Origin of the sequence: Halocatena salina, assembly GCF_023115355.1 — an archaeon.
Classification (GTDB): domain Archaea; phylum Halobacteriota; class Halobacteria; order Halobacteriales; family Haloarculaceae; genus Halocatena; species Halocatena salina.
On sequence record NZ_CP096019.1, the window covers coordinates 1,281,756 to 1,306,280 of the forward strand.

The 24,525-nt window shown below is 57.8% G+C and carries 22 protein-coding genes and 1 tRNA gene; 5 read left to right on the plus strand and 18 right to left on the minus strand.

Annotated features, from left to right (window positions below):
* Positions 1 to 27 precede the first annotated feature (27 nt).
* From MW046_RS06565 to MW046_RS06575, 3 genes are all read left to right on the plus strand, one after another.
* Positions 28 to 1,380 carry a TRM11 family methyltransferase gene (locus MW046_RS06565; RefSeq protein WP_247992339.1) on the plus strand — a complete coding sequence of 451 codons (1,353 nt, stop codon included), beginning with the start codon at positions 28 to 30 and terminating at the stop codon, positions 1,378 to 1,380.
* Between the two features lie 376 nt (positions 1,381 to 1,756).
* Positions 1,757 to 3,892 (plus strand): hypothetical protein, encoded by a 2,136-nt coding sequence (locus MW046_RS06570; protein WP_247992340.1) that lies wholly within the window; start codon positions 1,757 to 1,759, stop codon positions 3,890 to 3,892.
* A gap of 1,239 nt (positions 3,893 to 5,131) precedes the next feature.
* The gene (locus tag MW046_RS06575) at positions 5,132 to 5,632 is read left to right on the plus strand and encodes a GNAT family N-acetyltransferase (protein ID WP_247992341.1); all 501 of its coding nucleotides are present in this window, start codon (positions 5,132 to 5,134) and stop codon (positions 5,630 to 5,632) included.
* Here the strand turns inward: MW046_RS06575 and argF are convergent.
* The 13 genes from argF to MW046_RS06640 form a co-directional block, all read right to left on the minus strand.
* Positions 5,622 to 6,509, minus strand: coding sequence for an ornithine carbamoyltransferase (gene argF, locus MW046_RS06580; protein WP_247992342.1), 888 nt, complete (start codon positions 6,507 to 6,509; stop codon positions 5,622 to 5,624). The genes MW046_RS06575 and argF overlap by 11 nt on opposite strands.
* A gap of 1 nt (position 6,510) precedes the next feature.
* Positions 6,511 to 7,575: a [LysW]-lysine hydrolase gene (locus MW046_RS06585; protein ID WP_247992343.1), complete on the minus strand. Its 1,065-nt coding sequence runs from the start codon at positions 7,573 to 7,575 to the stop codon at positions 6,511 to 6,513.
* 4 nt (positions 7,576 to 7,579) lie between these two features.
* A complete protein-coding gene (locus MW046_RS06590) occupies positions 7,580 to 8,710 on the minus strand; it encodes an aspartate aminotransferase family protein (RefSeq protein WP_247992344.1) in 1,131 nt (376 codons plus the stop codon).
* 1 nt (position 8,711) lies between these two features.
* Positions 8,712 to 9,533, minus strand: a complete 822-nt coding sequence (locus tag MW046_RS06595; protein ID WP_247992345.1) for an acetylglutamate/acetylaminoadipate kinase — start codon at positions 9,531 to 9,533, stop codon at positions 8,712 to 8,714.
* Between the two features lie 28 nt (positions 9,534 to 9,561).
* On the minus strand, positions 9,562 to 10,599 hold the full coding sequence (argC, locus tag MW046_RS06600) for an N-acetyl-gamma-glutamyl-phosphate reductase (RefSeq protein WP_247992346.1): 1,038 nt from the start codon (positions 10,597 to 10,599) through the stop codon (positions 9,562 to 9,564).
* On the minus strand, positions 10,599 to 11,462 hold the full coding sequence (lysX, locus tag MW046_RS06605; RefSeq protein ID WP_247992347.1) for a lysine biosynthesis protein LysX: 864 nt from the start codon (positions 11,460 to 11,462) through the stop codon (positions 10,599 to 10,601). The genes argC and lysX overlap by 1 nt, the downstream gene beginning before the upstream one ends.
* Before the next feature lie 42 nt (positions 11,463 to 11,504).
* Entirely contained in the window at positions 11,505 to 11,669 is a 165-nt protein-coding gene (locus MW046_RS06610) for a lysine biosynthesis protein LysW (RefSeq protein WP_247992348.1), read from the minus strand.
* A 171-nt stretch (positions 11,670 to 11,840) separates the two neighbouring features.
* Complete coding sequence (argH, locus tag MW046_RS06615) at positions 11,841 to 13,316, minus strand: argininosuccinate lyase (protein ID WP_247992349.1); 1,476 nt, start codon at positions 13,314 to 13,316, stop codon at positions 11,841 to 11,843.
* On the minus strand, positions 13,316 to 14,539 hold the full coding sequence (locus MW046_RS06620; protein ID WP_368411398.1) for an argininosuccinate synthase: 1,224 nt from the start codon (positions 14,537 to 14,539) through the stop codon (positions 13,316 to 13,318). Before MW046_RS06620 ends, argH begins: the two co-directional genes overlap by 1 nt.
* 319 nt (positions 14,540 to 14,858) lie before the next feature.
* A complete protein-coding gene (locus MW046_RS06625; RefSeq protein ID WP_282190228.1) occupies positions 14,859 to 17,036 on the minus strand; it encodes an ATP-dependent DNA helicase in 2,178 nt (725 codons plus the stop codon).
* Between the two features lie 149 nt (positions 17,037 to 17,185).
* Positions 17,186 to 17,554, minus strand: coding sequence for a hypothetical protein (locus MW046_RS06630; protein ID WP_247992351.1), 369 nt, complete (start codon positions 17,552 to 17,554; stop codon positions 17,186 to 17,188).
* A 146-nt stretch (positions 17,555 to 17,700) separates the two neighbouring features.
* Positions 17,701 to 18,657, minus strand: coding sequence for a glycerophosphodiester phosphodiesterase (locus MW046_RS06635; protein ID WP_247992352.1), 957 nt, complete (start codon positions 18,655 to 18,657; stop codon positions 17,701 to 17,703).
* Positions 18,658 to 18,934: 277 nt separating this feature from the next.
* Entirely contained in the window at positions 18,935 to 19,903 is a 969-nt protein-coding gene (locus MW046_RS06640) for a hypothetical protein (RefSeq protein WP_247992353.1), read from the minus strand.
* A gap of 125 nt (positions 19,904 to 20,028) precedes the next feature.
* Between MW046_RS06640 and thrC the strand changes: the two genes are divergently transcribed.
* Both thrC and MW046_RS06650 read left to right on the plus strand, forming a co-directional pair.
* On the plus strand, positions 20,029 to 21,276 hold the full coding sequence (gene thrC, locus MW046_RS06645) for a threonine synthase (RefSeq protein WP_247992354.1): 1,248 nt from the start codon (positions 20,029 to 20,031) through the stop codon (positions 21,274 to 21,276).
* 73 nt (positions 21,277 to 21,349) lie between these two features.
* Positions 21,350 to 21,784, plus strand: coding sequence for a hypothetical protein (locus tag MW046_RS06650; RefSeq protein WP_247992355.1), 435 nt, complete (start codon positions 21,350 to 21,352; stop codon positions 21,782 to 21,784).
* Between the two features lie 90 nt (positions 21,785 to 21,874).
* Here the strand turns inward: MW046_RS06650 and MW046_RS06655 are convergent, their stop codons facing one another.
* The 5 genes from MW046_RS06655 to MW046_RS06675 all read right to left on the minus strand — a co-directional run bounded on the left by MW046_RS06655 (position 21,875) and on the right by MW046_RS06675 (position 24,509).
* Positions 21,875 to 22,249 (minus strand): cupin domain-containing protein, encoded by a 375-nt coding sequence (locus MW046_RS06655; RefSeq protein WP_247992356.1) that lies wholly within the window; start codon positions 22,247 to 22,249, stop codon positions 21,875 to 21,877.
* A 39-nt stretch (positions 22,250 to 22,288) separates the two neighbouring features.
* Positions 22,289 to 23,017 (minus strand): competence/damage-inducible protein A, encoded by a 729-nt coding sequence (locus MW046_RS06660; protein WP_247992357.1) that lies wholly within the window; start codon positions 23,015 to 23,017, stop codon positions 22,289 to 22,291.
* A gap of 70 nt (positions 23,018 to 23,087) precedes the next feature.
* Entirely contained in the window at positions 23,088 to 23,570 is a 483-nt protein-coding gene (locus tag MW046_RS06665; RefSeq protein ID WP_247992358.1) for a hypothetical protein, read from the minus strand.
* An 80-nt stretch (positions 23,571 to 23,650) separates the two neighbouring features.
* Positions 23,651 to 23,884, minus strand: coding sequence for an HNH endonuclease family protein (locus MW046_RS06670; RefSeq protein WP_247992359.1), 234 nt, complete (start codon positions 23,882 to 23,884; stop codon positions 23,651 to 23,653).
* A 553-nt stretch (positions 23,885 to 24,437) separates the two neighbouring features.
* Positions 24,438 to 24,509 (minus strand) — tRNA-His (locus MW046_RS06675).
* Between the last annotated feature and the right edge of the window lie 16 nt (positions 24,510 to 24,525).

Here is a 24,525-nt window from a genome sequence, read left to right on the forward strand (position 1 = left end):
GTGTGACACAGAACCAACTGGTATGGAATGACAGACCGTTCCTGGAACGCAGACCGTTCGCCGCTCGGTGATAGCAGCATAACGGATATCGATTGGACGTTCTCAGGGGCTAACACGCGGCGATTGACCCATGGGATGCATTCGTATCCGGCACGGATGATTCCCCAGATCCCGGCGACTGTGCTCGCTCATTTCAAACGCGAGAATGTGATTCGAGAGGGGGATACGGTGTACGATCCGTTCTCAGGGTCGGGAACGACGGCGGTGGAAGGGCGGCTGGCTGGTTTACACGCTGAAGCCAACGATATCAATCCGTTGGCGTGTCTGTTGACGCTGGCCAAATCCCGACCGATCGATCCGGAGCCACTAGAAACTGCGTGTTCGTGGCTGACCGACGGACTCGAAGAGGAATTACGACGGGTGCGATCGGCGTGGGCGGCCGGCGACTGTGAGCTGAATCCATCGGCGGTGCGAGAGGGGTGGTTTCCCGAGCCGCAACTGTACGAGTTGGTCGCCATACGTAACCGGATTGACGAACTTCGAGACGAGCTGAGTGAAACGACGACTCCTGAGGTGGCCGAGGACGTGACCCGGTTTCTGCGGGTCGCGCTTTCGGTGACGGTCAGGCGGGTGAGCTACCAGCGCAACGGCGAGTACAAGCGCTATCGCATTCCCCGCGAAGACCGCGCCGATCACGATCCGGACGTGTACGCCCTCTTTGTGGAACTACTCCGGGAGAACGCTGAGCGGATGCGATCGTACAGTCGACGCGTCGATCACACCACGACTACGACCGTTCACTACGCGGATGCACGTGTCGCGCGGGCGGTCGAGGATAACAGCGCAGACATCGTCATCACCTCGCCACCGTACGGCGATCACTCGACGACAGTGGCGTATGGACAGTTCTCACAGGATCCCGCTATCATCGCGGATCGGCGTGGGTACGAGGAGATGAGGGCCGTCGACAAAACCGGACTCGGGGGCGCATACGGACAAGAACCGATTGATGCGCTTGAACAGTACTCACCCTCACTGAAGCGTACGCTCGAAGCACTCCGGAAACGGGATGGACGAGCGACCGACGCGCTATCGTTCTTCAGTGATTTTTACGCCGTGATCGAACAGGTACGGCGGATACTCAAACCCGGCCAGCCTGTGGTGTGGGTGCTGGCCAACCGGACGATGAGTCGGGTCCCGATCCCGACCCACCTCATCGCTACCGAGCTGTGTGAACATCTCGGCTTCGAACGAGAGCACGTCATTCCGCGCAAAATCCCGACGAAAACACTTCCTTGGGAGAACGCCCCCGAGAACGTCGCCGGACGAACCGGCGAGATGATGGCTTCTGAGTACGTCGTCATCATGCGCCGTCCGTGAACAGCGAGGTTGATGGAACGTCACAACATCGATTGTCATGAGACCGTGACGATGCCCGATGGATCGCTTTGTAGATACAACTGATGAACGATAGACTGCCGAAATCAGTCGTGATTTTGGAGCCGTTCGCGTAGCGATAATCCTCTCTTTCCCACCCACTTTCCCCCCAACCCATCATCATTTATCGCGTCGGCCGAGACAGTTGTTGATCGAAAATAGTAATAGAGAAATGTGTGTTGTAGTGTGTATACGCCTCGATGATGTGTCCTCGCTGCATATCGATGAGTATCTGTTGTACCGTGTCGAGTTGGGAGGCGGTTGTACCTTCTGTCTGGCGTTTTCGGGTCTCTACTAGCAAATGGGGAGGTGTTCGGTGATGCGCGTGCGCCGGGTTGCGATCGTGTTGATGGCGGTCGGGATCGTGACGAGTGCGATCTACGCGACGGGTGCGTTTTCGGGGATACTGGTCTCACGGGACGCGAGCGTGTCGGTGACGGGCGACGCGTCAGGGTATCTGGGGTTGAAGCCCGCCCCCGGTCCTAATGGGGCGTACGCCCGCTACGGTGACGGCGGACAGTTGCGGCTCACGCTGAGCGAAGCAGTTTCCACTGAGAACGCCTCTGGCGAGGGACTCAATCCGGGGGCGGTGACGACCGTCGAGAACGTGTTCACGATCACCAATCAGGGTACCCAGTCTGTAGGGCTATGGTTGATGGATGGAAGTGATGCCGTGACGTTCACAGTCGACGGCCAGTCGATCGAAGGGCAGGGAAACGCGATCGCTCTCGGAACAGGTGACACCAAACCGGTGAGCGTCGAGATCGATACGCGCAACGCCGATGTGAATCAGAACCTGCTGGAATCAGTGACCTTTGAGGCAGACACCGACGTGAACGGGCAGGACGTGTCGGAGCAGATGGATGACAGCTCAGGGGAGATGGATGAGTCTGAAAGTAACGACGAGCAGTCCGGTGAGTCGCAATCAACCCCAACATCCAAAGAAAAGGAGGACGACGGCGAGAGCATACTGACTGACAACGTCTTCATGAACACCGCAGAGGATGTCAGCAACAAATTCATCAAAGCCGGGGAGGCGGTCCTTGATGCCGGAGGCGAGCTTCTCAAGGTTACCGGTGATTTCTTCAGTGGTGTCGCCGATTGGGGCCGTCAGAAGCTCCTCGAAAAGCTATCGTACGTCACAAACCAACCGATTGATGCACTGAAATCGCTGGGTGAAACGGGATGGAACACGCTCATCGGCTTTTTCCTCGGGGAAATCGGGATGCCTGGCGGGAGCTTCCAAGCTCAGGAGTCAAATTCAGTGTTCTATCTCGGTGGCTCGCTGCTTTCGGTCTTTAACCCCATAACGGATAGCGTCGCTGGCATTCGAGATTTGGCTGCCCATCTTGTCAAAGGTCAGGCGCTCTACGCTGCTATCGAAGCGTTGGGACTCCTGCCAGGTGGAAGCGTAGTCGAAGACCTCGCGGATCTCAAAAAGATCACCGAAACGTGGGTGACGAATTTCCCACAGAAAGCGAGCAGAGGGCTACAACCACTTTCAGATATGGTCCTGAAACATCTGCCCACGAGTGCTCAACGACCAATTAGGGATATCTTCCCGGATGCAGCGAAACGAAGCGATGACGCCAGCGCAGGAGTACGGAAAGGACCTGATGAGATAGATGAGAATATAATCAGGAATTTGAAACAGAATCCCGGTTACTCTGAGGCCCGAATGAAACGGCTGGTGAATAGTGAAAGATTCCACCCGAATGATCTCAAAACGCTTGCCAAGGAGAACACCAATCTCCGGTTTGTCGAGGGACTCAGCAAAAATGGTGTCTCCCCGGAGAACATCAAGACACTCAGCAAAACCGATGCGAATCTCGAAATCGCAAGACGGCTCAGTAACCGAGACTTCTCCGGCGACGGGCTCGCCTACATCGCCAAATACGGGGACGAAACCAATCCGAAACTCACGCTCGAACGGGCTGAGGAACTCAAAAATGCTGGTTACAAAGGAGAGGACATCGTAGCCATTTCCAGACACGCTGAGACCAGCTATCTCATCCGTCCGCAATCGCCACTCGCGGAGAAGTTCAAGGGACCACTCCACGCTCACAAAGCCCAAAATCCAGCCGGAGCAGGCGTTACCACCAACCAGCTCCGCAAACTCCGCGAGCAAGACGTTCCGTCCGGGCATGTCAGCCACTACGTCGAAAACGGGTATAGTCTCAAACTGGTGAGCTTCCTCCGCGATCAAGGACACTCCTCCGGTCGGATTAGGAGCTTCTTCCTGGGGTCACCTGAGAAAGTTAAAAAGCAGGTTGAAAGAATGAGGAAAATACGTGGCAGTGGTTCAACAGGCCTGAGCATAGCTAAGGATGTATATGGTTGGTGTAAGGTAAGAGAAAAGAATGGAGCAAAGGCTTGTCCAGTTAGCCTCACTAACACCACTAGCAAAGAAGGAAAACAAGCAATGATTAAGAGACACAATCTCAACCTTCCCTAATCGAGGATGTATTAATTCTATTATACTATTAGTTATATAGTATGGATATAAATATCAAGACCTCATCATTACAGTTGCGATGAAGATCTACGCCAGAAGTTATAACCCTCAAAAAACATCGAATGAATTTTACTATTTTTATCCAGATTGATAAGATTCCACCATCGCCTCAATTATATCATATATTATATAATATATGATATATAATATTATGAATGTTATTAATAACCCCACTCCCGCTGGAGTCGAAAAGTTCCGCCCAAGGCGGTATCGTCCAGCAAACATTGGGTGAATGTCAATCAGTGCTGGCCGAATACCACCTTCAAACAAAATAAATGTAATTGCCACAATAAAAAATATTTCTCCCCAATAAATCACCTTATTCTTCAATTCATCGAGCATAGTTATATATAGTATGTATTAATTTCATTCTTTATTCAGCCTGATCTCATCCCAGAGTGCCTCCGTTGAGGATGACTGCAGCGCATAACTCATGACGGAACATATGGTGTCGTACCACAGTAGTTTACCGTCCAACAAATAATAATTACGGAGGATCGTTGTCGCGTCGGTCACAACAGCAAGTGAGCCGTGAAGTAGTGTAACCTAGGTACGGTGACTGATACGGTTCACATACAGAATCGCGACACAGAAAACAAGGCAGTACAGATTTGTGCTTTCCAAGTTTGCAATCGTTATTATCTTGTCAAACCACACAATCGGCCTGTTAAATCGAGACTGAAGGAGATGGGAGTTCTTATACAAAATATTCATATTAGAAATATTTTAACTTTATTCTTCAGAATTGGCAGATGTAGAATTTTCGGACGAGGGGCGCACGCATCAGCAACCGAGTTGTCGGAGTGGCTTTATTTGCTTGGTGCAGTAGTCAACGATACGTACGATGGTGTGATATAAAAGACAAAATGGAGAAGCTGTGAAGACCTGTAGTTACATACCTCCAACAAATACAACGTCAACACAATAGAACATGAGCGTTCCAGTTAGTTGTACAAGAACAGAGCTCTCCCAAACGTTACAGGCATAATCGACACTATTGCTCCAAACAACATTTTACCACTACAAGCTACCCCCAGCTGTTCGACACTACCATCACGATCTGTCCTGCCATAGCCTTCGGCGACTGGTACAGGAACCAAAGGATCGATATCTCCTTCACAAACATCTCACGTCACCATCATCCATCGACGTTTTTCCTCAACACATAGAACCACCTATATGACGATCACCGTCCGACCGGCGACGAAGCGAGACATTGACGCGATCCAGCGGGTAGCCCGTTCGTCGTGGCAGGCGTCTCACGCCCCACTCGTCGGGACAGAGGCGTCCCCCTCGTTTTTCGAACAGGAGTACGACAAAGCACGGATTCGCGCGAAGGTCACGAACGACGCTGGCCAGTTCGAGGTCGCAGTAGATGAAGACGGCGTCGTCGGATTCGCGGCAGCGGCTCCCTTGAACCAATCACCGCTAACGTTCGGGCTGAGTTGGCTGTACGTTCACCCTGACCACTGGAGCGAAGGGATCGGACAGCGACTACACACCACCGTACAGCGTGCGATCGAACAGCGTGGGGGCGAGCGGCTCCGGTTAGGCGTCCTCGCGGAAAACGAACGCGCGATCAGATTTTACGAACACGCAGGCTACACGCACCACGGAGACTACTACGACGACCGGATCGAAGCGCGGGGATATCTGTACGTGAAAGAACTCACTCGATGAGCGTGGTCAACAGCGCGTTCTGAGCGTGGAGTCGGTTCTCGGCCTGATCCCAGACGAGTGCCCGATCGCTTTCGAGTACGTTGTCGGTGATCTCTTCGCCCCGGTGGGCGGGCAGACAGTGCAACACTGCCTGTCCATCCAGCAGCGACTCGTTGAGTTGGTAGCCGTCGAACGCCTGTAGCTTCGCTTCGCGTTCATCCTCTTGCCCCATGCTCACCCAAACGTCGGTGTACACCACATCGGCACCGGCAACAGCCGCACTCGGATCGGTCGTCACCTCGATCGTGCCGTCGAACTCGGCTGCCCGGTCAAGCACGTCCTCACCGACGCCGTAGCCCGCGGGTGTAGCGATCGTAAGATCGATGCCAACCATCGCACAGCCGATGACGAACGACCGGGCGACGTTGTTGCCGTCGCCAACCCACGCGGCTTGCACGTCGAACGACTCGAACGCTTCACGGATCGTCAACAAGTCAGCGAGCGTTTGACACGGATGGGCGTCGTCGGTCAACCCGTTAATCACGGGGACGCTCGCGTATTCGGCCATCTCGACGGCGTCAGCATGATCGAACACCCGCACCATGATGGCATCGACGTATCGGGAAAGCGTTCGTGCGGTGTCCGACAGCGGCTCGCCTCGACCGAGCTGTGTGTCATCGGGGCTGAGGAAGATGGCGTGGCCCCCGAGCTGTGTCATGCCCGTTTCGAAGGAGATGCGCGTTCGGGTGCTCTCCTTTTCGAACAGCATGGCGAGCGTTTTGTCCGTGAGCTGTCCGTCTGGACCGGCCGCCTTCAGTTCGGCGGCACGGTCGATTGTGTCTAGTAACTCCGTCCGTGTGAGGTCGTCGACATCGAGAAACTGTGTTGTCGTGGTCATGTCAATCACCTCTGAGCGTGGTTCCGACAGCTTCGAGCACCGCGATGGAACGATCGAAGGCAGAAAGCGGAAGATGCTCGTTTGGTGCGTGATCGAGATCCGAGTCGCCCGGACCGTAGGTGATCATCGGGCAATCCCATTCGCTCGCGAAGATGTTCATATCGCTAGTCCCCGTTTTGCGGAGGAGTCTTGGCTCGCCGTCCTGTTCGCGGATACCAACACGGAACGCTCGTGCGACGTCGGTTCGAGGCCCCATCATGACTGGAGGGACCTCGTCGTACCAGCGGATCGTTCCTCCGTTGAGCTGTGCGTCTGCGATCTCTCGGACTTCTGCGACAGTGTGGGAGGGGGGTACCCTGAACTGGACGTTCATGGACGCTTCGACTGACAGCCCATCGTCGTTGGTGCCGCCTTCGATATCGATCGGTTTGCACGTAACCCGTTCGAACACGGGCGTCCAGTCATCGGGATCGAACGCCGCTTCGACGCGCTGCCACCAGTCCATCGCGTCTTGGATCGCATTGTTTTCCGGACGCGAGGTGTGTCCGGACTCGCTCGTTGCGACGTACGTCCCTGCCAGCAGTCCCCGGTATCCGAGGGTGATACCGTTCCAGCCACTGGGTTCACCGTTGATGACTGTGTCGGGCGCATCTCGGTCAGCGATGAGATGACGCGCACCCCGCGAATCGACCTCTTCGCCGACGACGCCGACGAAACTCAGCCCCGTTCGAACGGCGGCAACGGCCATCGCAACCAATGGTCCTTTCGCGTCAACGCTGCCACGACCCCACAACGCCGGTTCGTCGGTTGTTTCGGCAGCATCGATCCGGACAGGGATCTCGCCGGGAACGGTGTCGATGTGGGACGTGAGGAGTACGCTGTCGTCTGCGGGTGCACGGACGTTCCCAACCTCGTCGATCCACACCTCACGACCGTGGTTCTCGAAGTAGCTGGCGAGTCGTTCTGCACAGGCGCCTTCCTCACCCGAGACCGACCGAATGGAAACGATCTCTTCGAGCAGTTCGCGCGGTGTCGTTTCGGTGGAGACCGTCGTGCCAGTGCTCATGCGATCAGAGCACCTCCGTGAGCGCATTCACGACGCGATCGGCGTGGTCGTGATCGACGATCAACGGCGGGAGCAGCCGGAGCACCGACCGGCCGGCTGGGAGCGCCAGTATACCGTGTTCCAGCGCGAGCGTCGGCAGGAGCCGATTTGCACCCCGTTTCACCTCGACGCCGATCATGAGTCCTTGCCCACGGATATCGCGCACGTCCGCACCGACAGCCGTTTGTAGCTCCTCAACGATCGACGCTCCGATATCTGCGGCGTGATCGGTGAGCTGTTCGTCTTCAATCACATCGAGCGTCGCGGTTGCGGCCGCACAGACAACCGGCCCACCGCTGAACGTCGAACCGTGGTTGCCAGCGTCCTCTGCGATCCAGTCCCGACAGAGCGTCGCGCCGATCGGCAGTCCGCTGGCGAGTCCTTTGGCCGTCGTCAGGATGTCGGGAACGATGTCCGCCTGTTCGGTCGCCCACATGGTGCCGGTACGCCCCAGTCCGGTCTGGATCTCATCGAGCACTAAGGCCGCACCGTTGTCCGCCGTCGTCTCGCGGGCCGCTTGCAGGTATCCTTCCGGTGCGGGATTGATGCCACCCTCGCCCTGGATCGGTTCGAGAAGCACGGCCGCGGTTTGCTCATCAACAGCGGCGTCGAGTGCAGTTGCATCACCGTAGGGGACGAACTCGACGCCCCCGGCTAACGGTTCGAACGCTTCTTTGTACTTTTGTTTCCACGTCGCAGCGAGCGCACCGAGGGTCCGCCCGTGAAAGCCGCGCTTCGTAGCGACGACCTTCGAACGACCGGTCGCGCTCCGGGCGAACTTGATGGCTGCCTCGTTGGCTTCTGTACCCGAATTGCAGAGCCACACGTTTCTGATATCGCCCGGTGCGCTGGCCGCGAGGGCGCTGTGAAGCTCGTCCCGAACGTCGAGGGGATACGATCCCTGAACGTACAACAGTTGTTCGGTCTGCTGTTGGACCGCGTCGACGACCGCGGGGTGACAGTGACCGGTCGGCGTCACGGCGTAGCTCGCGCCGAAATCTAGATATTCGGTGCCGTCAGCGTCGTACAGATACGGTCCCGATCCGCTGTCGATGCGTATCGGCTTCTCGCTGAAAACGAATCCATTTCCTGTCATATTACAGAGCCTCCGGCGTGATCAGCGTGCCGTTCGTCTCTTCGAGCGCCGTGCTGATCGGACGGTCTACGTTCGCGCTGGCGATCGTCGCGCTCGTTGCGCCGTTTTCGAGCGCCTCGGTCGCAGCCATCACTTTCCGGCTCATGAACCCTTCTGCGGCCTCAGTGAGCGTTTCGTAGGTGGCCGGTGAGTCGACGCGTTCGATCACTGATGACTCGTCATCGACGTCCGCGAGCACTCCCGGCACGTCGGTGAGCACCACAAGATCACCACCGAGTGCGCCAGCCACGGCTGCGGCTGCCCGGTCGGCATCAGTGTTCACCGCGACGCCGTCGTCAGCCAGCATCGGGACCGTCACGACGGGGGTGTATCCAGTTTCGAGCAGCGTTTCGAGGAGTTCGCCGTTCACGTCCTCGATGCGTCCGGAGTGATCGCCACGACGGATCTTCTTTTTCCCGTTTTCGAGCACGCGGACCGCTGATTTTCTGGCACCTGTCAGTAAACCGCCATCGACGCCCGACAGGCCGACCGCGTCCACGCCTTCGTTTTGCAGTCCGACGACGAGATCCGTGTTGAGCTTCCCGGGCAACACCATCGAGAACACGTCCATCGTGCGTTCGTCGGTGAACCGGCCGACGACGCCCGAGGGCGTTTCGACGTACTCGGGAGACTCCCCGAGTGCTTCGAGCGTGTCGTCGACGGCGGTCGAACCACCGTGCACGACGACGACCCGCGTTCCATCCTCGACCAACGATGCGACGTCCGACAGCGCATCCGCAGGATCGACGGCCCGCGCACCGCCGATCTTGACCACGACGGTCACGCCGACCACCCCTGAAAGCGCTGTGCGTTCATGGTTCCCCCACGGGATGCAGTCCCCGAAAGTCGAGTCCGGCAGTCTCCTCGAAGCCAAGCGCGACGTTGGCCGCGTGCACGGCCTGCCCGGCCGATCCTTTCATCATGTTGTCGATCGCCGAGAAGACGACGATCCGACCGTTGGCGGGATCGAGTTCAAAACCGACCTCGGCGGTGTTCGTGCCCGCAACAGCTTTCGGTTCGGGATACCGATACACGCCGCCACCACCAGCGACGAGTTCCACGAACGGCTCGTCTTCGTACTGCTCGCGGTAGGCACCCCAGAGATCTCCCTTCGTGACCGGCTCGTCGGGGAACACGTGACACGTTGCGCTCGCGCCCCGCACCATCTCCACCGCGTGCACGGTGAAGCTCACCGAGCCGATGAACTGCTCGATCTCGGCCTCGTGGCGGTGCCCGGTCGGAGCGTACGGCCGAACCACGCCCGAGCGCTCGGCGTGGGATGAGGCTTCACCGCCGCCAGCGCCGCCCTCCGAAGAGCCGACTTTCACGTCGACGACCGTTCGCTCGGAGCCCGACAGGATGTCGGACTCGACCAACGGTAACAGCCCGAGGATCGTCGCGGTCGCGTTACAGCCGCCCGCAGCGATCAGGTCGGCTCCCGAAAGACGATCGTGGGGGGTAAGCTCGGGTAGCGCATACACCGATTCCGAGAGGAGTTCCGGTCGGCTGTGACCGTCGTAGTACTCCTCGTACTGGTCGTGGCTGTCCAGCCGGAAATCCGCGCTCAGATCCACGACCGTCCCAGCAGCCTCTCGAAACGCGTCGATATGCTCCATCGATACTCCGTGAGGTGTCGCCGCGAACAGGACATCGACGCTCTGTAGCTCCTCGGGCGTGCTGAACCGGAGATCCATACCCCGGAGGTTCGGATGAACGTGCCCGATCGTCTTGCGTTCGTACTGGCGACTCGTCGCTTGCACCACCTCGAACTCGGGATGACCGGCGAGCAGTCGGAGGAGTTCACCCCCAGTAAATCCGCTCGCACCAACGACAGCTGCCGTGGTGTTCATCAGGCGACCACCTCTTGGGTAGCTTTCTCTTCGAGCCAATCGACGACTGCGCCCGGCACGTCGGTCGAGGCGACCTCATCGAGCGCTTTGAACTCGACGGTGTGGTTCACCTCATGAACCGTGTACGATCCCGAGCTGGTTTCCATCAGATCGATTCCCAACAACCCCCCGCCGACGGCGTCGCTCGCACGGGCAACGAGGTCGCGGGCCGTTTCGTCCAGTTCGAACTCGTTGGTGTCTGCGCCTTTCGCGGCGTTCGTCAGCCAGTGGTCCGACGAACGGACCATCGCCGCGATAGGCGCACCGTCGACGGCCACCACCCGGACGTCTCGGTCGGGCTTCTCGACGAACTCTTGGATGTAAAACACCTTGTGCTCGTAATGGCCGAGCGTCGCTTTGTGCTCTAGAATGGCCTCCGCGGCGCTGCGAGAATCGATCTTTGCCATTAACCGTCCCCACGATCCAACGACAGGTTTTAACACGCAGGGATAGCCGAAGGACTCGATGATCTCCAGTGCGGTCTCCTTTGTGAACGCCACTTCCGTTCGTGGCGTGGGAATCCCAGCGTTTTCGAGCACGAGGCTGTTTTGGGCCTTGTCGGCACACACTGCCGCCGTCTCTGGGGTGTTCACGATCGGAACGTCGTAGCTATCGATAAAACGAGACGCGTACACGCTGCGGCTCGTGGCCAGACACCGATCGACGACCAGATCGCACGCCGATAACGCCGCTGGCGGTTCGGAAAGACCGAACTGAAGTTTTCGAACGTCGAGTTTCGTGACCTCGTGATCACGCTCTCGAAGCTCGTTCAACAGGAGCTTTTCGTCGCGGCGAATCCGGGAATAGAGTACACCGATATTCATAGCTTTGGTTGCAACAGCGGCTGTGTGCCGACTTTCAACACCTTATTCTCCCCAGTCTTCTTCTAGTTCGGGCGCGGTGTCGAGCGCCACAGGTCCGGTCTCGATGACCTCCAGCTCGCTCCCACACGTGCCACAGTCGATGATCTCTCCTGCCTCAACGTCGTCGTGGAGCGATACGCTTACCCCACATTCGATACATTCTGCCATGTGGAATACACTCGGCGACGTATATACTTAAATCCATCGAACATACCATATATTATTAATAACACATACTCCACTCTATCCGTGTTATGAGCCCTTACCCTCGCGTTCCCTGATTGTATATCACGGATTTGTTATTCGTCCCCGGAGGGGGACGGGATCGGTGGTCGTCGTTCACACATGGCTGTGAACCACCTCTGTGAGCGTTTCGTGTGCCTGTTCAAGCCCCGAGCGACGTCGGTCGAGTGCCTCACGGTCGGTATCGAGCGCGTCGGCAGTCGTGTCGAGCTGTTCGCCAACCGCCGACGGAGCGGGACCGCCGCGTGAATCGCGGCTTTCGACGCTGTGGACGGGGTCAAGCAGAGCGTGCAGTTCATCGCGTGTGAGGTAGGTTTCGAGTGGTTCGTCCAGCACGTCCGCCGCGGCGGCTTCGATCGCGTCGACATCGCCACCGTGTTGGGCGGCGTCAGCGAGGATCTCGTGCGCCGTTCGGAAGGGGAGTCCACACATGGCGAGCTTGTCGGCGACGGCCGTCGCTGTCGTGAAGCCGTCACCGGCGGCGTCGGCGAGTGCGGACTCGTTCCATGTGGCCGAGGTGAGCGCCCCGGCTGCCACGTCGGTCGCCTCGGTGACAGCGTCGATAGTGGACCACGCGTGCCCGCTCGCGCGCTGGAGATCGATGTTGTACGCCCTCGGTAGTCCTTTCAGTGTCGTGAGTAGCCCATCGAGTCCAGCACTAGCCGTACCAGCCGTTGCCCGCACGAGTTCGAGCGTGTCGGGATTTTTCTTCTGGGGCATGATCGAAGAGGTCGAGGCGTACTCGTTCGAGAGATCGACGTACCCTTTGTTGGCGAAGACGATCAGGTCCTCTGCCAGTCCCGAGAGATGGGTGGCGAGTCCGGCGAGCGCCGCCGTGCTGTCGAGCAGGAAATCCCGTGCAGATGCGGCGTCCATCGAGTTCTCGACGACGCCTGCAAAGCCGAGCAGTTCGGCAGTCCGCTCCCGGTCGATCGGGAACGGCGTGCCAGCGAACGCAGCACCGCCCAACGGTGAGCAGTTCGTTCGGTCGTAGGCTGCTAGTAGCCGCTCGGTGTCGCGGGCGATCGCACGCTCATACGACAGCGCCCAGTGAGCGACCGTCGTCGGTTGGGCGGGCTGGAGGTGCGTGAACCCGGGCATTACGGTGTCGGTGTGCTCATGGGCCACGTCCTCTAACGCTGCCCGGAGTGCGAGCGTCGCGGAAACGCTGTCGAGCAGATCCTCACGCAGCCGATAGCGAAGACACGTCGCAACCTCGTCGTTGCGGCTGCGGGCGGTGTGCATCTTGCCACCCACTGGACCAACTTGTTCGATGACGGCTGACTCGATGGCTTCGTGGACGTCCTCACCATCAGGTAGTGAGTCGTGACCGTTGAGCGCGATCGCTTCGAGGGCAGTGAGGATCTCACTGGCTGCCGACTGCTCAATGATCCCTTGCTCGGCGAGCATCACGACGTGCGCACGGTCGACGGCGATGTCCGCCTCGAAGATGCGCTCGTCTGCCGCCAGCGAGGAGAGGAACTCCCGCGCTGGGCCGCCGCTGAACCGGTCGCCACGGACCGCCGCGCCCGTCCGGTCGAGAGATGCGTCGTTCGACGGGTTATCGGACATTATACGTCAGTGCCACCGTCCATGATCGCTTCCGGCACGTCCGTCTCTTCGGTCGCAGCGCGAGCAAGCCGGTCTTGATAGCCGTGATACTTCGCTACGCCCGTCGCGTCGGCCTGTTCGATTCCATCGACGGTTTCGGTGTTGAACGACGCCGCGGATTCGGAGTACACTGCGTACTCGCTCTCGCGGGCGACCGGGCGCGCGTGTCCACCGTCGAGTTTCACGGTGACGGTGCCGGTCACGCGCTGTTGGGTCGCGTCGATGAAGCCCGACAGCGCATCGACCAACGGAGCGGACAACAGACCCTGATAGGCCTTCTCACTCCACTGCTGATCGATGCTCGTCTTTGTCGAGCGTTCTTCTTGGGTCAACACCAACCCTTCGAGCGCTTCGTGTGCGGCCAGCAACACCGTGGCCGCCGGATGCTCGTAGTTCTCCCGGACTTTCAGTCCGAGCATCCGGTCTTCCATCATATCCGTCCGTCCGATGCCGTGGCTCCCTGCAAGCGCGTTCAGCTGTTCGATCAATTCGACGGCGTCGAGTTGTTCGCCGTCGACGCTGACGGCGTACCCGTCCTCGAAACCGATCTCGACGAGTTCGCTGTCGGTCCCGCTTGGCGGGTCGGTCCATTCGTAGATCTCCTCGGGTGGCACGTAGCTCGGATCCTCGAGATCATCGCCCTCGATCGACCGGCTCCAGAGGTTCGTGTCGATGCTCCACGCGCCTTCGTTGCCGCCTTCGACTGGCAAGTTACGCTCGGCTGCGTACTCGATTTCGTACTCGCGGGTCAATCCGAGTTCACGCACGGGCGCGATGACGTTCAAGTCCGAATCACGCCAGACCGCTTCGAACCGGAGTTGATCGTTTCCTTTCCCCGTACAGCCGTGGGCAACGGCGTCACATCCCTCCTCGTGTGCCACATCGAGGATCGCGGAGGCGATGACCGGGCGAGCCAAGGCCGTGCCGAGCGGGTAGCCTTGGTAGTCTGCGTTCGCCCGAACCGACCGCAAACAGAGTTCCGCGAACTCCTCGCGGGCGTCCACCACGAAGTGTTCGAGTCCCAGTGCATCAGCGGTCTCCCGTGCTTCTGCAAACTCAGTATCCGGCTGCCCCACGTCGACAGTCACCCCGATTACCTCGTCGTAGCCGTATTCTTCTTCGAGCAGCGGTACGCAAACGGTCGTGTCAAGTCCGCCCGAGAACGCGAGCGCAACTGTGTTCACATCGTTTTCTGACATTGGTGTGTTTCGTGTATCTACTGAATCCTCTCGACAGTGGTTGAAACGCGGTTCGACACCGATCAGGAGAAGTGTAGTATAGTCGGGCCTAACGGCCCGGTCGTCGTCGTCGGACTGGGACCGACTGTCCGAGACATGTCGTGTCGCCCATTTGGAAAACGAGATCGAGCCCACGGCTCAGCGCAGATGAGCTGTGATCGTGGGTCTCGGTTTGCATGTACATCTCGTTATTGGGAGGGCGGTATTAAACGCTTTCCGAACGGCAAGTATTCTGTGTTGTGTGTTGTCGGTGTTCGAGCACGGCTTACGGGGTGGGGGGTTGACCGGCCCACGCATTCATATCGGTGTAGAAGTTTAGCAGCGCGAACTTGAGCTTTTTCGGCTCGATGTCGATGGTCTCCGCCCGTTCTTCGGGAGGAAACGTCTCTACGACGCTGTACTGTTGTAGCTCGCGTTTGGCTTTCGTGGTGTATCGTTCGTCGACAAGCAGCCGTGCGCCGAAATCCTCCGGCGACCGGACGACCCGACCGACCGCTTGTCGTGTCTTCCGAACCGTCGGTATCTCTACGGCGTACTCCCACCCCGGATCGTTTCGGGTGCCATCGAATGCGTCTGCGTACGCCGATTCGACCGCGTTCATCCGGTCGTCAAGACGGGGATAGGGAACGCCGACGACGACGACCGTCCGCGCATCGGTGCCGTCGAAGCTCACTCCTTCGGTGAGCGTTCCCCACAACGACGTGAGCAACACGCCGTTTCCATCCGCCGTGAACGCCTCCTTTTGGCGTTCGACGCTCGTTCCTGCAGAATCGAGATAGAAGGTGGCGTCAATATCATCCACGAGACGATCGTGGTAGCGCTGTGCTTCGCGGTAGCTCGGGAAGAAACACAGCACATTTCCCGGGGTGAACCTGATCGCGTCTTCGAGCACGCCAGTCACTCGTGCCTGTAGCTCCTGTTCGTCACGTCGACGAGCGAAGAGGGCAGGGGTGTTGACTGCGTAGGTCCGTCGGCGTTCCTCGGGGAACTGTGGACCGTACGCCATCTGCATCGACTCCTCCGGATCGAGGCCAAGCACTGAAGCAAGCACGTCGAACGGGCGCAACGTCGCGCTCATCAGTACGCTTGCATGTAGTTCCTCGAACAGCGGCTGGGTGATCCGACGGGGAAGACAGGTGTACAGCTCGGCGCGTCCGTACACCGTCTCGTTCGCTTGATCACGCCGCACGCTCACCACTGGATACATTCCCTCCTCGTCGCTGTCCTGGAGCCAGTCGTCGATGAACGTCGCCGCCGGCAGCACATGACACTCCTTTCGCGTCTTCGTTTCGCCGTTCTTATAGGACTGTTCGTACGATCGATCAAGCTCAGTTCCGAGTTCGATCGCCTGATCGAGATCCTCGTGGATACCTGCACCAGTGTAGGCGTCCAGAAATGCGAGCGTGAGTTCGTCCCGACGGGCGTCGTTCGTGATCGAGAGATCGTACCAGTCATCTCCGACGGCTTCGCGTTCACCGAACGCCAGGCCGTCGTCGTAGGTGGAAACGAGCGCGTCCTGAAACGCCTCGATGACGTTTTCTGCCGGGGTAGACCGGGGATCATCGACCCCTTCCAGTTCCGAGAGTCCGCTCTGTAGAGTTTGCTCGGTTAGCGTCTGGGTCGCATGCTCGCGGGCCGCATCCTCGATGTTATGAGCCTCATCGAAGACGACCACCACGTCGTCAGGATCCCGGCCCAGCCACCGGAAAAACTGCTCACGGATCACCGGATCCAGCACGTGATGATAGTTACACACCACGAGATCCACGCCTTCGACACCCTCCTTTAGGAGTTCGTATCCGCACAGACCGGCCTCGTGGGCGTACTCGTATATCTCGTCGGGCGTTCGAACATCTTCGAACAGCCATTCATAGAACGGCTCCGTCTCTGCGGTCAGATTGTTGTAGTAGTACTCACATGTGGACTGCTCGCGCAGCTCGTCGATAGTGTCATCGAGTGCGTCGAGTTCGTCCATGATGGCGTTTCGTCCCGCTATGGCATCTGAATCCGTGGCGGTATCGAGCAGTTCACGCTCGGCTTCTGCCAGCTCATCGCGGTCGGTTTCGGACTCGACCAACTCCCGGGTAGTGTCTCGGAGGGCTTGACACTCCTCGTAACCGACATCGATGTGGCACATATCGAGTTTTCCCCGGAAGACGACCGCACGGATCGGCTCCTGTCGGATGATGGCTCTGGCCTCTTCGATGAACTGACGGGTCTGTTGGTGGACGTTTGTCGTGATAACGACCGTCTTGTTCGCCGTACGTGCGTACTCTAACGCCGGTGCGAGTGCTGCGAGCGTCTTGCCCGTTCCACACGCACCCTCAAACAGCACATCCTGACCATCCGAAAGCGCCTCGTCAATGGTCTCCATCGCCTCCTGCTGGTGGTCGTACGGTGTTTCGTACGGAAAGAACCTGAGGTGCGACGAATTCGACACTATCGGCTCTTGCTCGCTCTCGGTGAAAAACGTTCGCGGTTCGGAGTGTCAGCATGTGTCAGCGCGTATCGGTGACGACGATCGAGACCAAACTTGCCGCGAAAAAACTGAAATTGGTTGTAACGCCCCCGCTGCACAGCGCGTTTACGAACTCAGAACAATCCGATCGGCAGCAGAGACAGCAGCTCACCCAACAGTCCAACCGGCAACAGGGATAGGACATCACCCAGCAGCCCGACCGGCAATAGGGACAGCAGCTCACCCAACAGCCCGACCGGCAACAGGGATAGGACATCACCCAGCAGCCCGATCGGCAATAGGGACAGCAGCTCACCCAACAGCCCGACTGGCAACAGGGACAGAACATCACCCACGATTCCCACAGGAATGTTCGAAAGAATGCCGTTGAGACTGGGACCGCCAAGTCCCAATAGCAATGGGAACAATCCCGCCACGCCGTACATTTTCGTCGTCCGATCTGCCGCTTCGATGTCGTCGTCGAACACGTCTGGTTTCGACATCTTCCTCCGATAGTGAGACGGAGTACCATATAGTACCTTCGATATGTCCATGTAGTGATTATTATATATCCAATAGAATCAGAAAGTACAGTGCTTATATTCGTATCCTATAACTCGTTGTGGAGAATAATGATAGATATTTATCATTATATCGCAAGCAGGCCGGGGTAGTCGTTGATGAGTCCATCGACGCCAGCTGCAGCCAGTTGGCTGGCCTGGTACCACGTTTCCACGGTGAAGACGTTTACCATCCTGTCCTCGGCGTGGGCAACCTCAACGAGATCAATGTCCGCGAACGGGCCACTGGTGTAATACTCGTCTTCGAAAAACGGGGTGTTTTGGATCATGTTCCGAGGCGGATGGATAGCCTCACAGTCGTATCGACGTGTCACGTCCAACCCATCCGAAATCGAATCCCAGAACAAGAACGCGACGGGAAGCGACGGTTCGATCTCCCGGACGGTTGCGAGTGCCGCTTCGTAAAACGAGGAGATGAGAAACTGGTGGTCGTGGTCGGCAAGGATCGGTAGTACATCCTGGGTGAACGGTCGCCACAGCTCTTTTTGTCGTTCGAGCGTCGTCTCATCGAGCGACTCTCCCAAGCGAAGGTCGAAAGAGCCGGGATTTTTGAACTCGACGTTGACACCGACGTGGGACGGAACGGCTGCCAACAACTCATCCAACAACGGTACCGTCTCGCCGCTTTCGAGCACCTCCGCTTTGAGTACCGTCTCTGTCGGCGTCTCCCACACGACGCCTGACGCGTCAGTGAGTCCTTGCTCACCACCATCACGCCCGGCGAGCCGGTCGTCGTGAAAGACGACTACGTCCCCATCCGCCGTGGGCATGACGTCGATCTCGATCATTTCTGCGCCGATTCCGAGATCTCCACCACGCTCGTGGTCGTGGTTCTGTCGCGTGGTGTCGTTCGTTGCAGAACTGTGGGAAAGCCCCGATGATAGCCGCGCTGCGAGCACCGTGTTCTCCGGGTACGCGCCGGCAAATCCTCGGTGGGCGATGATCGACGGAACTGTCCGTTGCTCACCACGACCATCTCTCCGTGCGGCAGCCGTCTCGATCCCCCCGAATCGCGTTCCCGCCATGGTCATTCCTGCTCCGACTACGAACTGACGCCGATTTAGACTCGGTGATTTCATCACATTCGAAACGACGAAGACCAACTATTCAACTGTTTATATTATTGTATGGTACAGGTATATTTCATATTGAATAGACAGAATTGATATAGAGTGAAATATAGTTGATTGTTATTACCAGACATGTCCTCAAACGACTACTAACGATGAGGAGATACTCACGTACCAACTTCGGATTTGAGTCCTAAGAACCACCAGTATAAAATTCATACATATAATACTGTTACTGGCACGTTTCACTGAGATTTTGACTCACAACGGACGTTCCGACCATCTCTGAATCCCGAACTGATATCGCCGTTACTTGATACCATTTTGGTGATGTCTCTCCGGAAGCGTTCGTCAGATTCGCTTGTGATTGCAGATCGTAAATCGGTGCGATAATGATGTGTGAACGTGTTACAGATGAGTCATTAATCCGATTGACGGTCGTTCTATTTCCCCACGCTGGTCCACATTGATGGGAGACAGACGTTGTGAGGTGTCCACGAGTTGGCTTCTCTGTCGTCCACGTAACAGCTGCGTGGGTGTCGTTGACACGCTCGACCGTGACATCAGGGGAGCCGATTCCCGACATCATATCTATCGTTGCGGCTGTTCCCACAATGCCGACTGCTCCAACTACCATTCCGATTACGATTCCGACTGCGACACTTGTTTTCCATATTTGTCCTTCTGATTTATAATACGCCAGTCCGTGTTCTCGGACTGTTCGGAGAACGGAGACGCCAACGATACTCCCAAAAAGAAGGAAGGTAAGCACACACGACGCGTAGATCGTAAACGGGCCAACCAAGCCGTACAAGGGGTTTCCGGGGAGTGGATAGAACGGTTGCATTCCGGAAGAATGAGTAAACACATCGAGGGTGACGTGCAGCCACGTTCCAGAAACGCTCGCAAGCGTGACCGATTTCGCTGACACGGGCCGGGAACTAACGCGTCGAACTGTTGATGGGAATCGGCGGGCGAATAGAAGTACGCAACCCGCAAAAACGAGCGCGACAGCGGCCGCGCCGAGATAGGTGTTGTGTAACGGTCCATGAGTTGGTCCTCGAATAATTCCCAAGAACGCGAGCGCCGCGCGTACATCGAGTATCACGCTCGCAACGAGAAACGTTCCTAGATCCATGCGCCGCCGAAGGAGATAGCCGAACAGAAGCGTCGGACCGAAATGAAACGGTGTGAGTGGCATGCATGATGTTCTTCCCACAGATATTTATTATAATTTCCTATTCATATACCGTATCTCAGGCATGTAGACAGCTCCACGCAGCCCAGACCGCCTTGTTTTTATCTCTCATGGGCCAACCATCGACAATGGCAAACCTACAGCTGTCAGAACGTGTTCCCGAAGTGGCAGAGGATGGGGTGTGGTTGGAGTGCATCGAGACGGGCGAGACGTACGCCCCGTTCGAATCGATCCGGTACACGAGCGATGTGGACGGATTACTCGAAGTTCGGTACGCCGACTATCCGGGGTTCGACGCGTTTTCGGGACGCGGCGTCTGGCGGTATGCTGATGCGTTACCGTTCGAGGAGGGGGTGTCCGTTCCGGAGGGTGACACGCCGTTACACCACGTACCTCGGCTGGAGTCCGATGTCGGTGTTCGCAGCCTCCGTATCAAGCACGAAGGGATGAATCCGACCGGGAGCTTCAAGGACCGGGGCATGACTGTCGGAGTGCAGGCGGCCCGGCGGTTGGGTGTCGAGCGGTTGGTGTGTGCGAGCACGGGCAACACCAGCGCGGCACTCGCGGCGTACGGCGCGCGGGCGGGCATGGAAACGCTCGTGTTGCTCCCGGCGGGGAAAGTCGCAGCCGGGAAAGTCGCTCAGGCCAGCCTCCACGGCGCGCGCATTCTCGAAGTCGACGGGAATTTCGACGACTGTCTCGACATCGTTCGTGAACTGGCAGAACGAGGCGAGGCGTACCTGTTGAACTCGCTCAATCCGTTCCGGCTCGAAGGGCAGAAAACGATCGGCTTTGAGATCCTCGAACGGTTCTACGAGGACGAAGGCCGGTTCCCCGATCGGATCGTACTCCCGGTCGGCAACGCGGGCAACACGGCCGCCCTGTACAAGGCGTTCCGTGAACTCGTGGCAGCAGGTGCGCTCGATCGGTCGGAGATGCCGACGTTGACCGGCGTGCAAGCCGATGGTGCTGCCCCGATGGTCGAAGCGATCGAGAACGACCGCGATTCGGTCCAGCGCTGGACGGACGTCGAAACGCGAGCGACGGCCATCCGGATCGGAAATCCCGTGAACGCACCGAAGGCCCTCCCCGGGATCCGCGAGACCGGGGGAACGGCTGTGGCCGTCAGCGACCGGAAGATCACCGACGCCCAGCAATCGCTCGCAGAAAACGGGATCGGCGTCGAACCCGCCAGCGCCGCTAGCGTTGCCGGTCTTCGCAAGCTCCGTCGACAGGGCGTGGTCGACGCGGACGAAGATGTCGTGTGTCTCACGACCGGCCATCTACTGAAGGATCCCGACGCTGCTGTCGCTGCTGGGAACGACCCCGAACCAGTTCCGAACGACGCTGACGCGGTGCTCGATCACGTCGTATAGTTCGACGGATCGCGGCCTCCCGCTGGGCGCACGTAGGCCAATTTATATGATTGTTCGGGAAAACTCTCGGATAATGGTTGCGCCACATCCGGAGTGGGATGATTGTGAGGGGGGGTTGATCAACCAGGAGACGAAGATCGTGGTGAGCCCTGTCGTCGCATGGTTTGACGAGCACAGTACGGTGGTTCGCTCCGCCGACGAAGGGGAGGGAAACGCGTACTCGGTGAAAGTGTACCATGGACCGCCAGACCGCGAGATCCACGACGACATCGTCGTGTTTCGAGATGCGCGACCAGCCTGGGAGTTCGCCCATCTTCTCACTCATTACTTCACTCACACCACGGAACCAGAAACGGCTACGAATCATCTCATTCGTTCCAAACGGGGATCGACGGACGATCGATGGGATCCGAACCATGCCGTCGAAGATCTCGGTGCCGAGGAAGTCCTTGAGGTGTTGCTCGCCCCGAATCCGCTGCCGAATGCGATAAACGAGATTCTCAGCTGATCGGGGCGTTCTCGGGAGCCGAAGAAAGGAGAGTGCTTTCGTTGTGTAGGTCTGATACGTGGACCCAGCTAGCCCGAGCGACGTGAACGCTTACACGAGTTCGATCTCGTCGTCGCCGTCAGGAACCGCACAGATGAACGCGCCGTCATCGTTTCCTTCGTTTCGGTACCAGTGGACGACACCGGCCGGGATGAACAGCGAATCTCCCGCAGATACCGTAAACTCCTCGTCATCCAGCCCGACGACGTACTCACCGGTGAGCACGTACTGCTCGTGCTCGATCTCGTTGGTGTGTTTTGGAACGGTCGCACCGGGTTCAAGCGTGAACCGCCGGATGGCGAGGTTCGGTGCGCCCTGTTCGGGACCGATCAGTACACCTTTCGCCATACCATTGGCAGCATCGACCTCGGTGTATTCGATCTCCTCACCACGGCGAACGCGCGGCTGTCGTGAGTCCTCGCTCATACCGGTCCATCGGATGCGGTCGGTGATATACTGTGGGACTCACTCCCGGTCGGTGTCGATCGTCACCCGCTCTCGAAGCCACGCGACCGCGCTGTCGAGTTCGTTGTCGTCCGTGCCAGTGAGTTGTAGTCGGTTGTGACCCGCGTGGTTGTCCGGATAACAGCCGATGCTCACGTCGAATCGGTCCCGGGCATCAGTGAGCGTCTCGATGAGCATCGATTCGGGATCCGTGGTGTACAGGGTCCGTCGTCGGATCGTTCCCGAGAATTCGGCCGCAATCGACTCGAACATCGCTCGCATCTCTTCGGGAATGCCCGGCAACACGTACACGTTCTCGATGACACAGCCCGGCGACAGTCCCGGCTCGTTGATGAGTGCTCGTGCTCCAGCCGGAAGCGCAGCCTCGCTCTCGATATCCACATCGATGTCGAGATTCGGGCGGTGGCGCTCGAATTCGGCAACCGTCCGTTCGATGTCGGTCCGCGCGAGCTCGTTCGGTTCGAGTGGCTGTTCGAACCCACGGGCGACACTCTCCATCGTCACGTCATCAGGCGTCTGACCGAGTCCACCAGTGACGATGACGGCGTCGAACGAGTCGCTGAACGACCGAACGAATCCCGTTATAACATCGCTCTCGTCCGGCACGACGAGGATACGCTTGACTGCAACACCGCGAGCCGACAGCTCACTGGCGAGCCATGTCGCGTTCGTGTTCTCGGTGTCCCCCGAGAGAAGCTCATTGCCCACCGTGAGGAGCGCAGCGTCCATGTGAGAACCTCGTGTCTCGACCCGTTATGTGTTGTTTTCGAGCGATCCCCTTGGATCACTGGTTGAGCGATCACATCGTCGCACGGTTTCGATTGACATCGAGGAAAAACAGGAGATCGTCGATCGGGCGATCGTCGCTCACTTTCGAAAGCCCACAGGGTCGAAACTCCTCTTCGTATCCCAACACGCTGTTGACCTGTTCGGGTTCGAGATCGAGTGAATCGTCGTAGTCGGTGACGGTAAACACGCTGATTGCCCCCGCATCGTCCCAGTAGGCCTTATCGAAGTACGTGGTCTGTGCTTTCGCTCCGATCGTCCCGAATCCGGCGTACCGTTCCGTGTCCGACCGATACACCACCAACGGATCGCCGGACTCCATCGATTCCCAGTACTGCTTGTTCCGAGTGCGGTTGCTATCGACCGTCTCGGTTCGAACACCGAGTACACGAGCGAAAAACGGAAAGTCGAGCGTGCGACCACTCCATTCCGTCAGATCGACCTTCGATTCGAGTGTCTCTGTGAACGGCGGTTTCACGGGAACGATCCACATCATTTCCAGATGTACACCATCTCCACAGATAAAATACTGCCCTACAATATTTGAAAGTATCGAGCGATATAGCGTAATATTCATCAATAAACGTGAGAAATTCCGATTGGTGATATCGACGACTGCGCTTGTCCGATCACTGGGATCGGATCCCCCGTCTCGATCAGGAACCGAAGTCTTGCGCTCGATATCTTCCCAAAATCGGCTTTCCGATGGCAATCGATGCAGAGCGATACAACGTTCTCAAACTGATGTGCGTTCTCCTTGTGATGGTTCTTCGATCCGATAAACGCCCGAACCGGGATGATGTGGTGCACGTCCGGATTCCGTCCGATCGCTTCTTCGGTTCTCGAACAAACGACACACGAGTAATCGTCTCGCTCTAACGCCCGTTGGCGAACGCTATTCCACCTTTTCCGTACGGTTCGTTGCCCTCACCCTTCCAGTTCGGATGCCCGTCGCCAGTAAAGGACTCGGAAAGCCATGCTCTTCGACACACGAAGAGCAGTACACTCCTTCTTTCTCCGATGGGTAGTACTCGAACTCATCGCCCCAGAGTTCACACTCGGTCGTCTCTTTTCCGCCGTGATAGTTCGGGGGATTCTCTCCTCTAAACGAAACGGACTCACGTCGGTATTTTCGTGCTCGCAGGGGAACTCGTGACCACAATTGCTACACGTTCTATCGGGTAGCAATGCATCGTGGGCAGCACTATGGTGAACGCCGGGTCCGCGTCTACTACCGAATTCGTCCCCACAAACAGGACACGCATGTTCTGTCATGGGCCGTTTGGCTACCCGTTCCGTCATAAATGTATGTCAGAAACATAGCGTGATACCTCTCCCGCCAGAAATACAAGATATATTAATAGTCCGGGCGCGGAAATCGAATCCGCGTCTCAGGCTCCACAAGCCTGAAGGATAACCATTACCCCAGCCCGGACACAGTATATAGTATC

Coding starts and splice junctions, on each gene's coding strand:
- MW046_RS06565 (WP_247992339.1), top strand. CDS start 28: ATGACAGACCGTTCCTGGAACGCAGACCGTTCGCCGCTCGGTGATAGC.
- MW046_RS06570 (WP_247992340.1), top strand. CDS start 1,757: ATGCGCGTGCGCCGGGTTGCGATCGTGTTGATGGCGGTCGGGATCGTG.
- MW046_RS06575 (WP_247992341.1), top strand. CDS start 5,132: ATGACGATCACCGTCCGACCGGCGACGAAGCGAGACATTGACGCGATC.
- argF (WP_247992342.1), bottom strand. CDS start 6,509: ATGACCACGACAACACAGTTTCTCGATGTCGACGACCTCACACGGACG.
- MW046_RS06585 (WP_247992343.1), bottom strand. CDS start 7,575: ATGAGCACTGGCACGACGGTCTCCACCGAAACGACACCGCGCGAACTG.
- MW046_RS06590 (WP_247992344.1), bottom strand. CDS start 8,710: ATGACAGGAAATGGATTCGTTTTCAGCGAGAAGCCGATACGCATCGAC.
- argC (WP_247992346.1), bottom strand. CDS start 10,599: ATGAACACCACGGCAGCTGTCGTTGGTGCGAGCGGATTTACTGGGGGT.
- lysX (WP_247992347.1), bottom strand. CDS start 11,462: ATGAATATCGGTGTACTCTATTCCCGGATTCGCCGCGACGAAAAGCTC.
- MW046_RS06610 (WP_247992348.1), bottom strand. CDS start 11,669: ATGGCAGAATGTATCGAATGTGGGGTAAGCGTATCGCTCCACGACGAC.
- argH (WP_247992349.1), bottom strand. CDS start 13,316: ATGTCCGATAACCCGTCGAACGACGCATCTCTCGACCGGACGGGCGCG.
- MW046_RS06630 (WP_247992351.1), bottom strand. CDS start 17,554: ATGTCGAAACCAGACGTGTTCGACGACGACATCGAAGCGGCAGATCGG.
- MW046_RS06635 (WP_247992352.1), bottom strand. CDS start 18,657: ATGGCGGGAACGCGATTCGGGGGGATCGAGACGGCTGCCGCACGGAGA.
- MW046_RS06640 (WP_247992353.1), bottom strand. CDS start 19,903: ATGCCACTCACACCGTTTCATTTCGGTCCGACGCTTCTGTTCGGCTAT.
- thrC (WP_247992354.1), top strand. CDS start 20,029: ATGGCAAACCTACAGCTGTCAGAACGTGTTCCCGAAGTGGCAGAGGAT.
- MW046_RS06650 (WP_247992355.1), top strand. CDS start 21,350: ATGGTTGCGCCACATCCGGAGTGGGATGATTGTGAGGGGGGGTTGATC.
- MW046_RS06655 (WP_247992356.1), bottom strand. CDS start 22,249: ATGAGCGAGGACTCACGACAGCCGCGCGTTCGCCGTGGTGAGGAGATC.
- MW046_RS06660 (WP_247992357.1), bottom strand. CDS start 23,017: ATGGACGCTGCGCTCCTCACGGTGGGCAATGAGCTTCTCTCGGGGGAC.
- MW046_RS06665 (WP_247992358.1), bottom strand. CDS start 23,570: ATGATGTGGATCGTTCCCGTGAAACCGCCGTTCACAGAGACACTCGAA.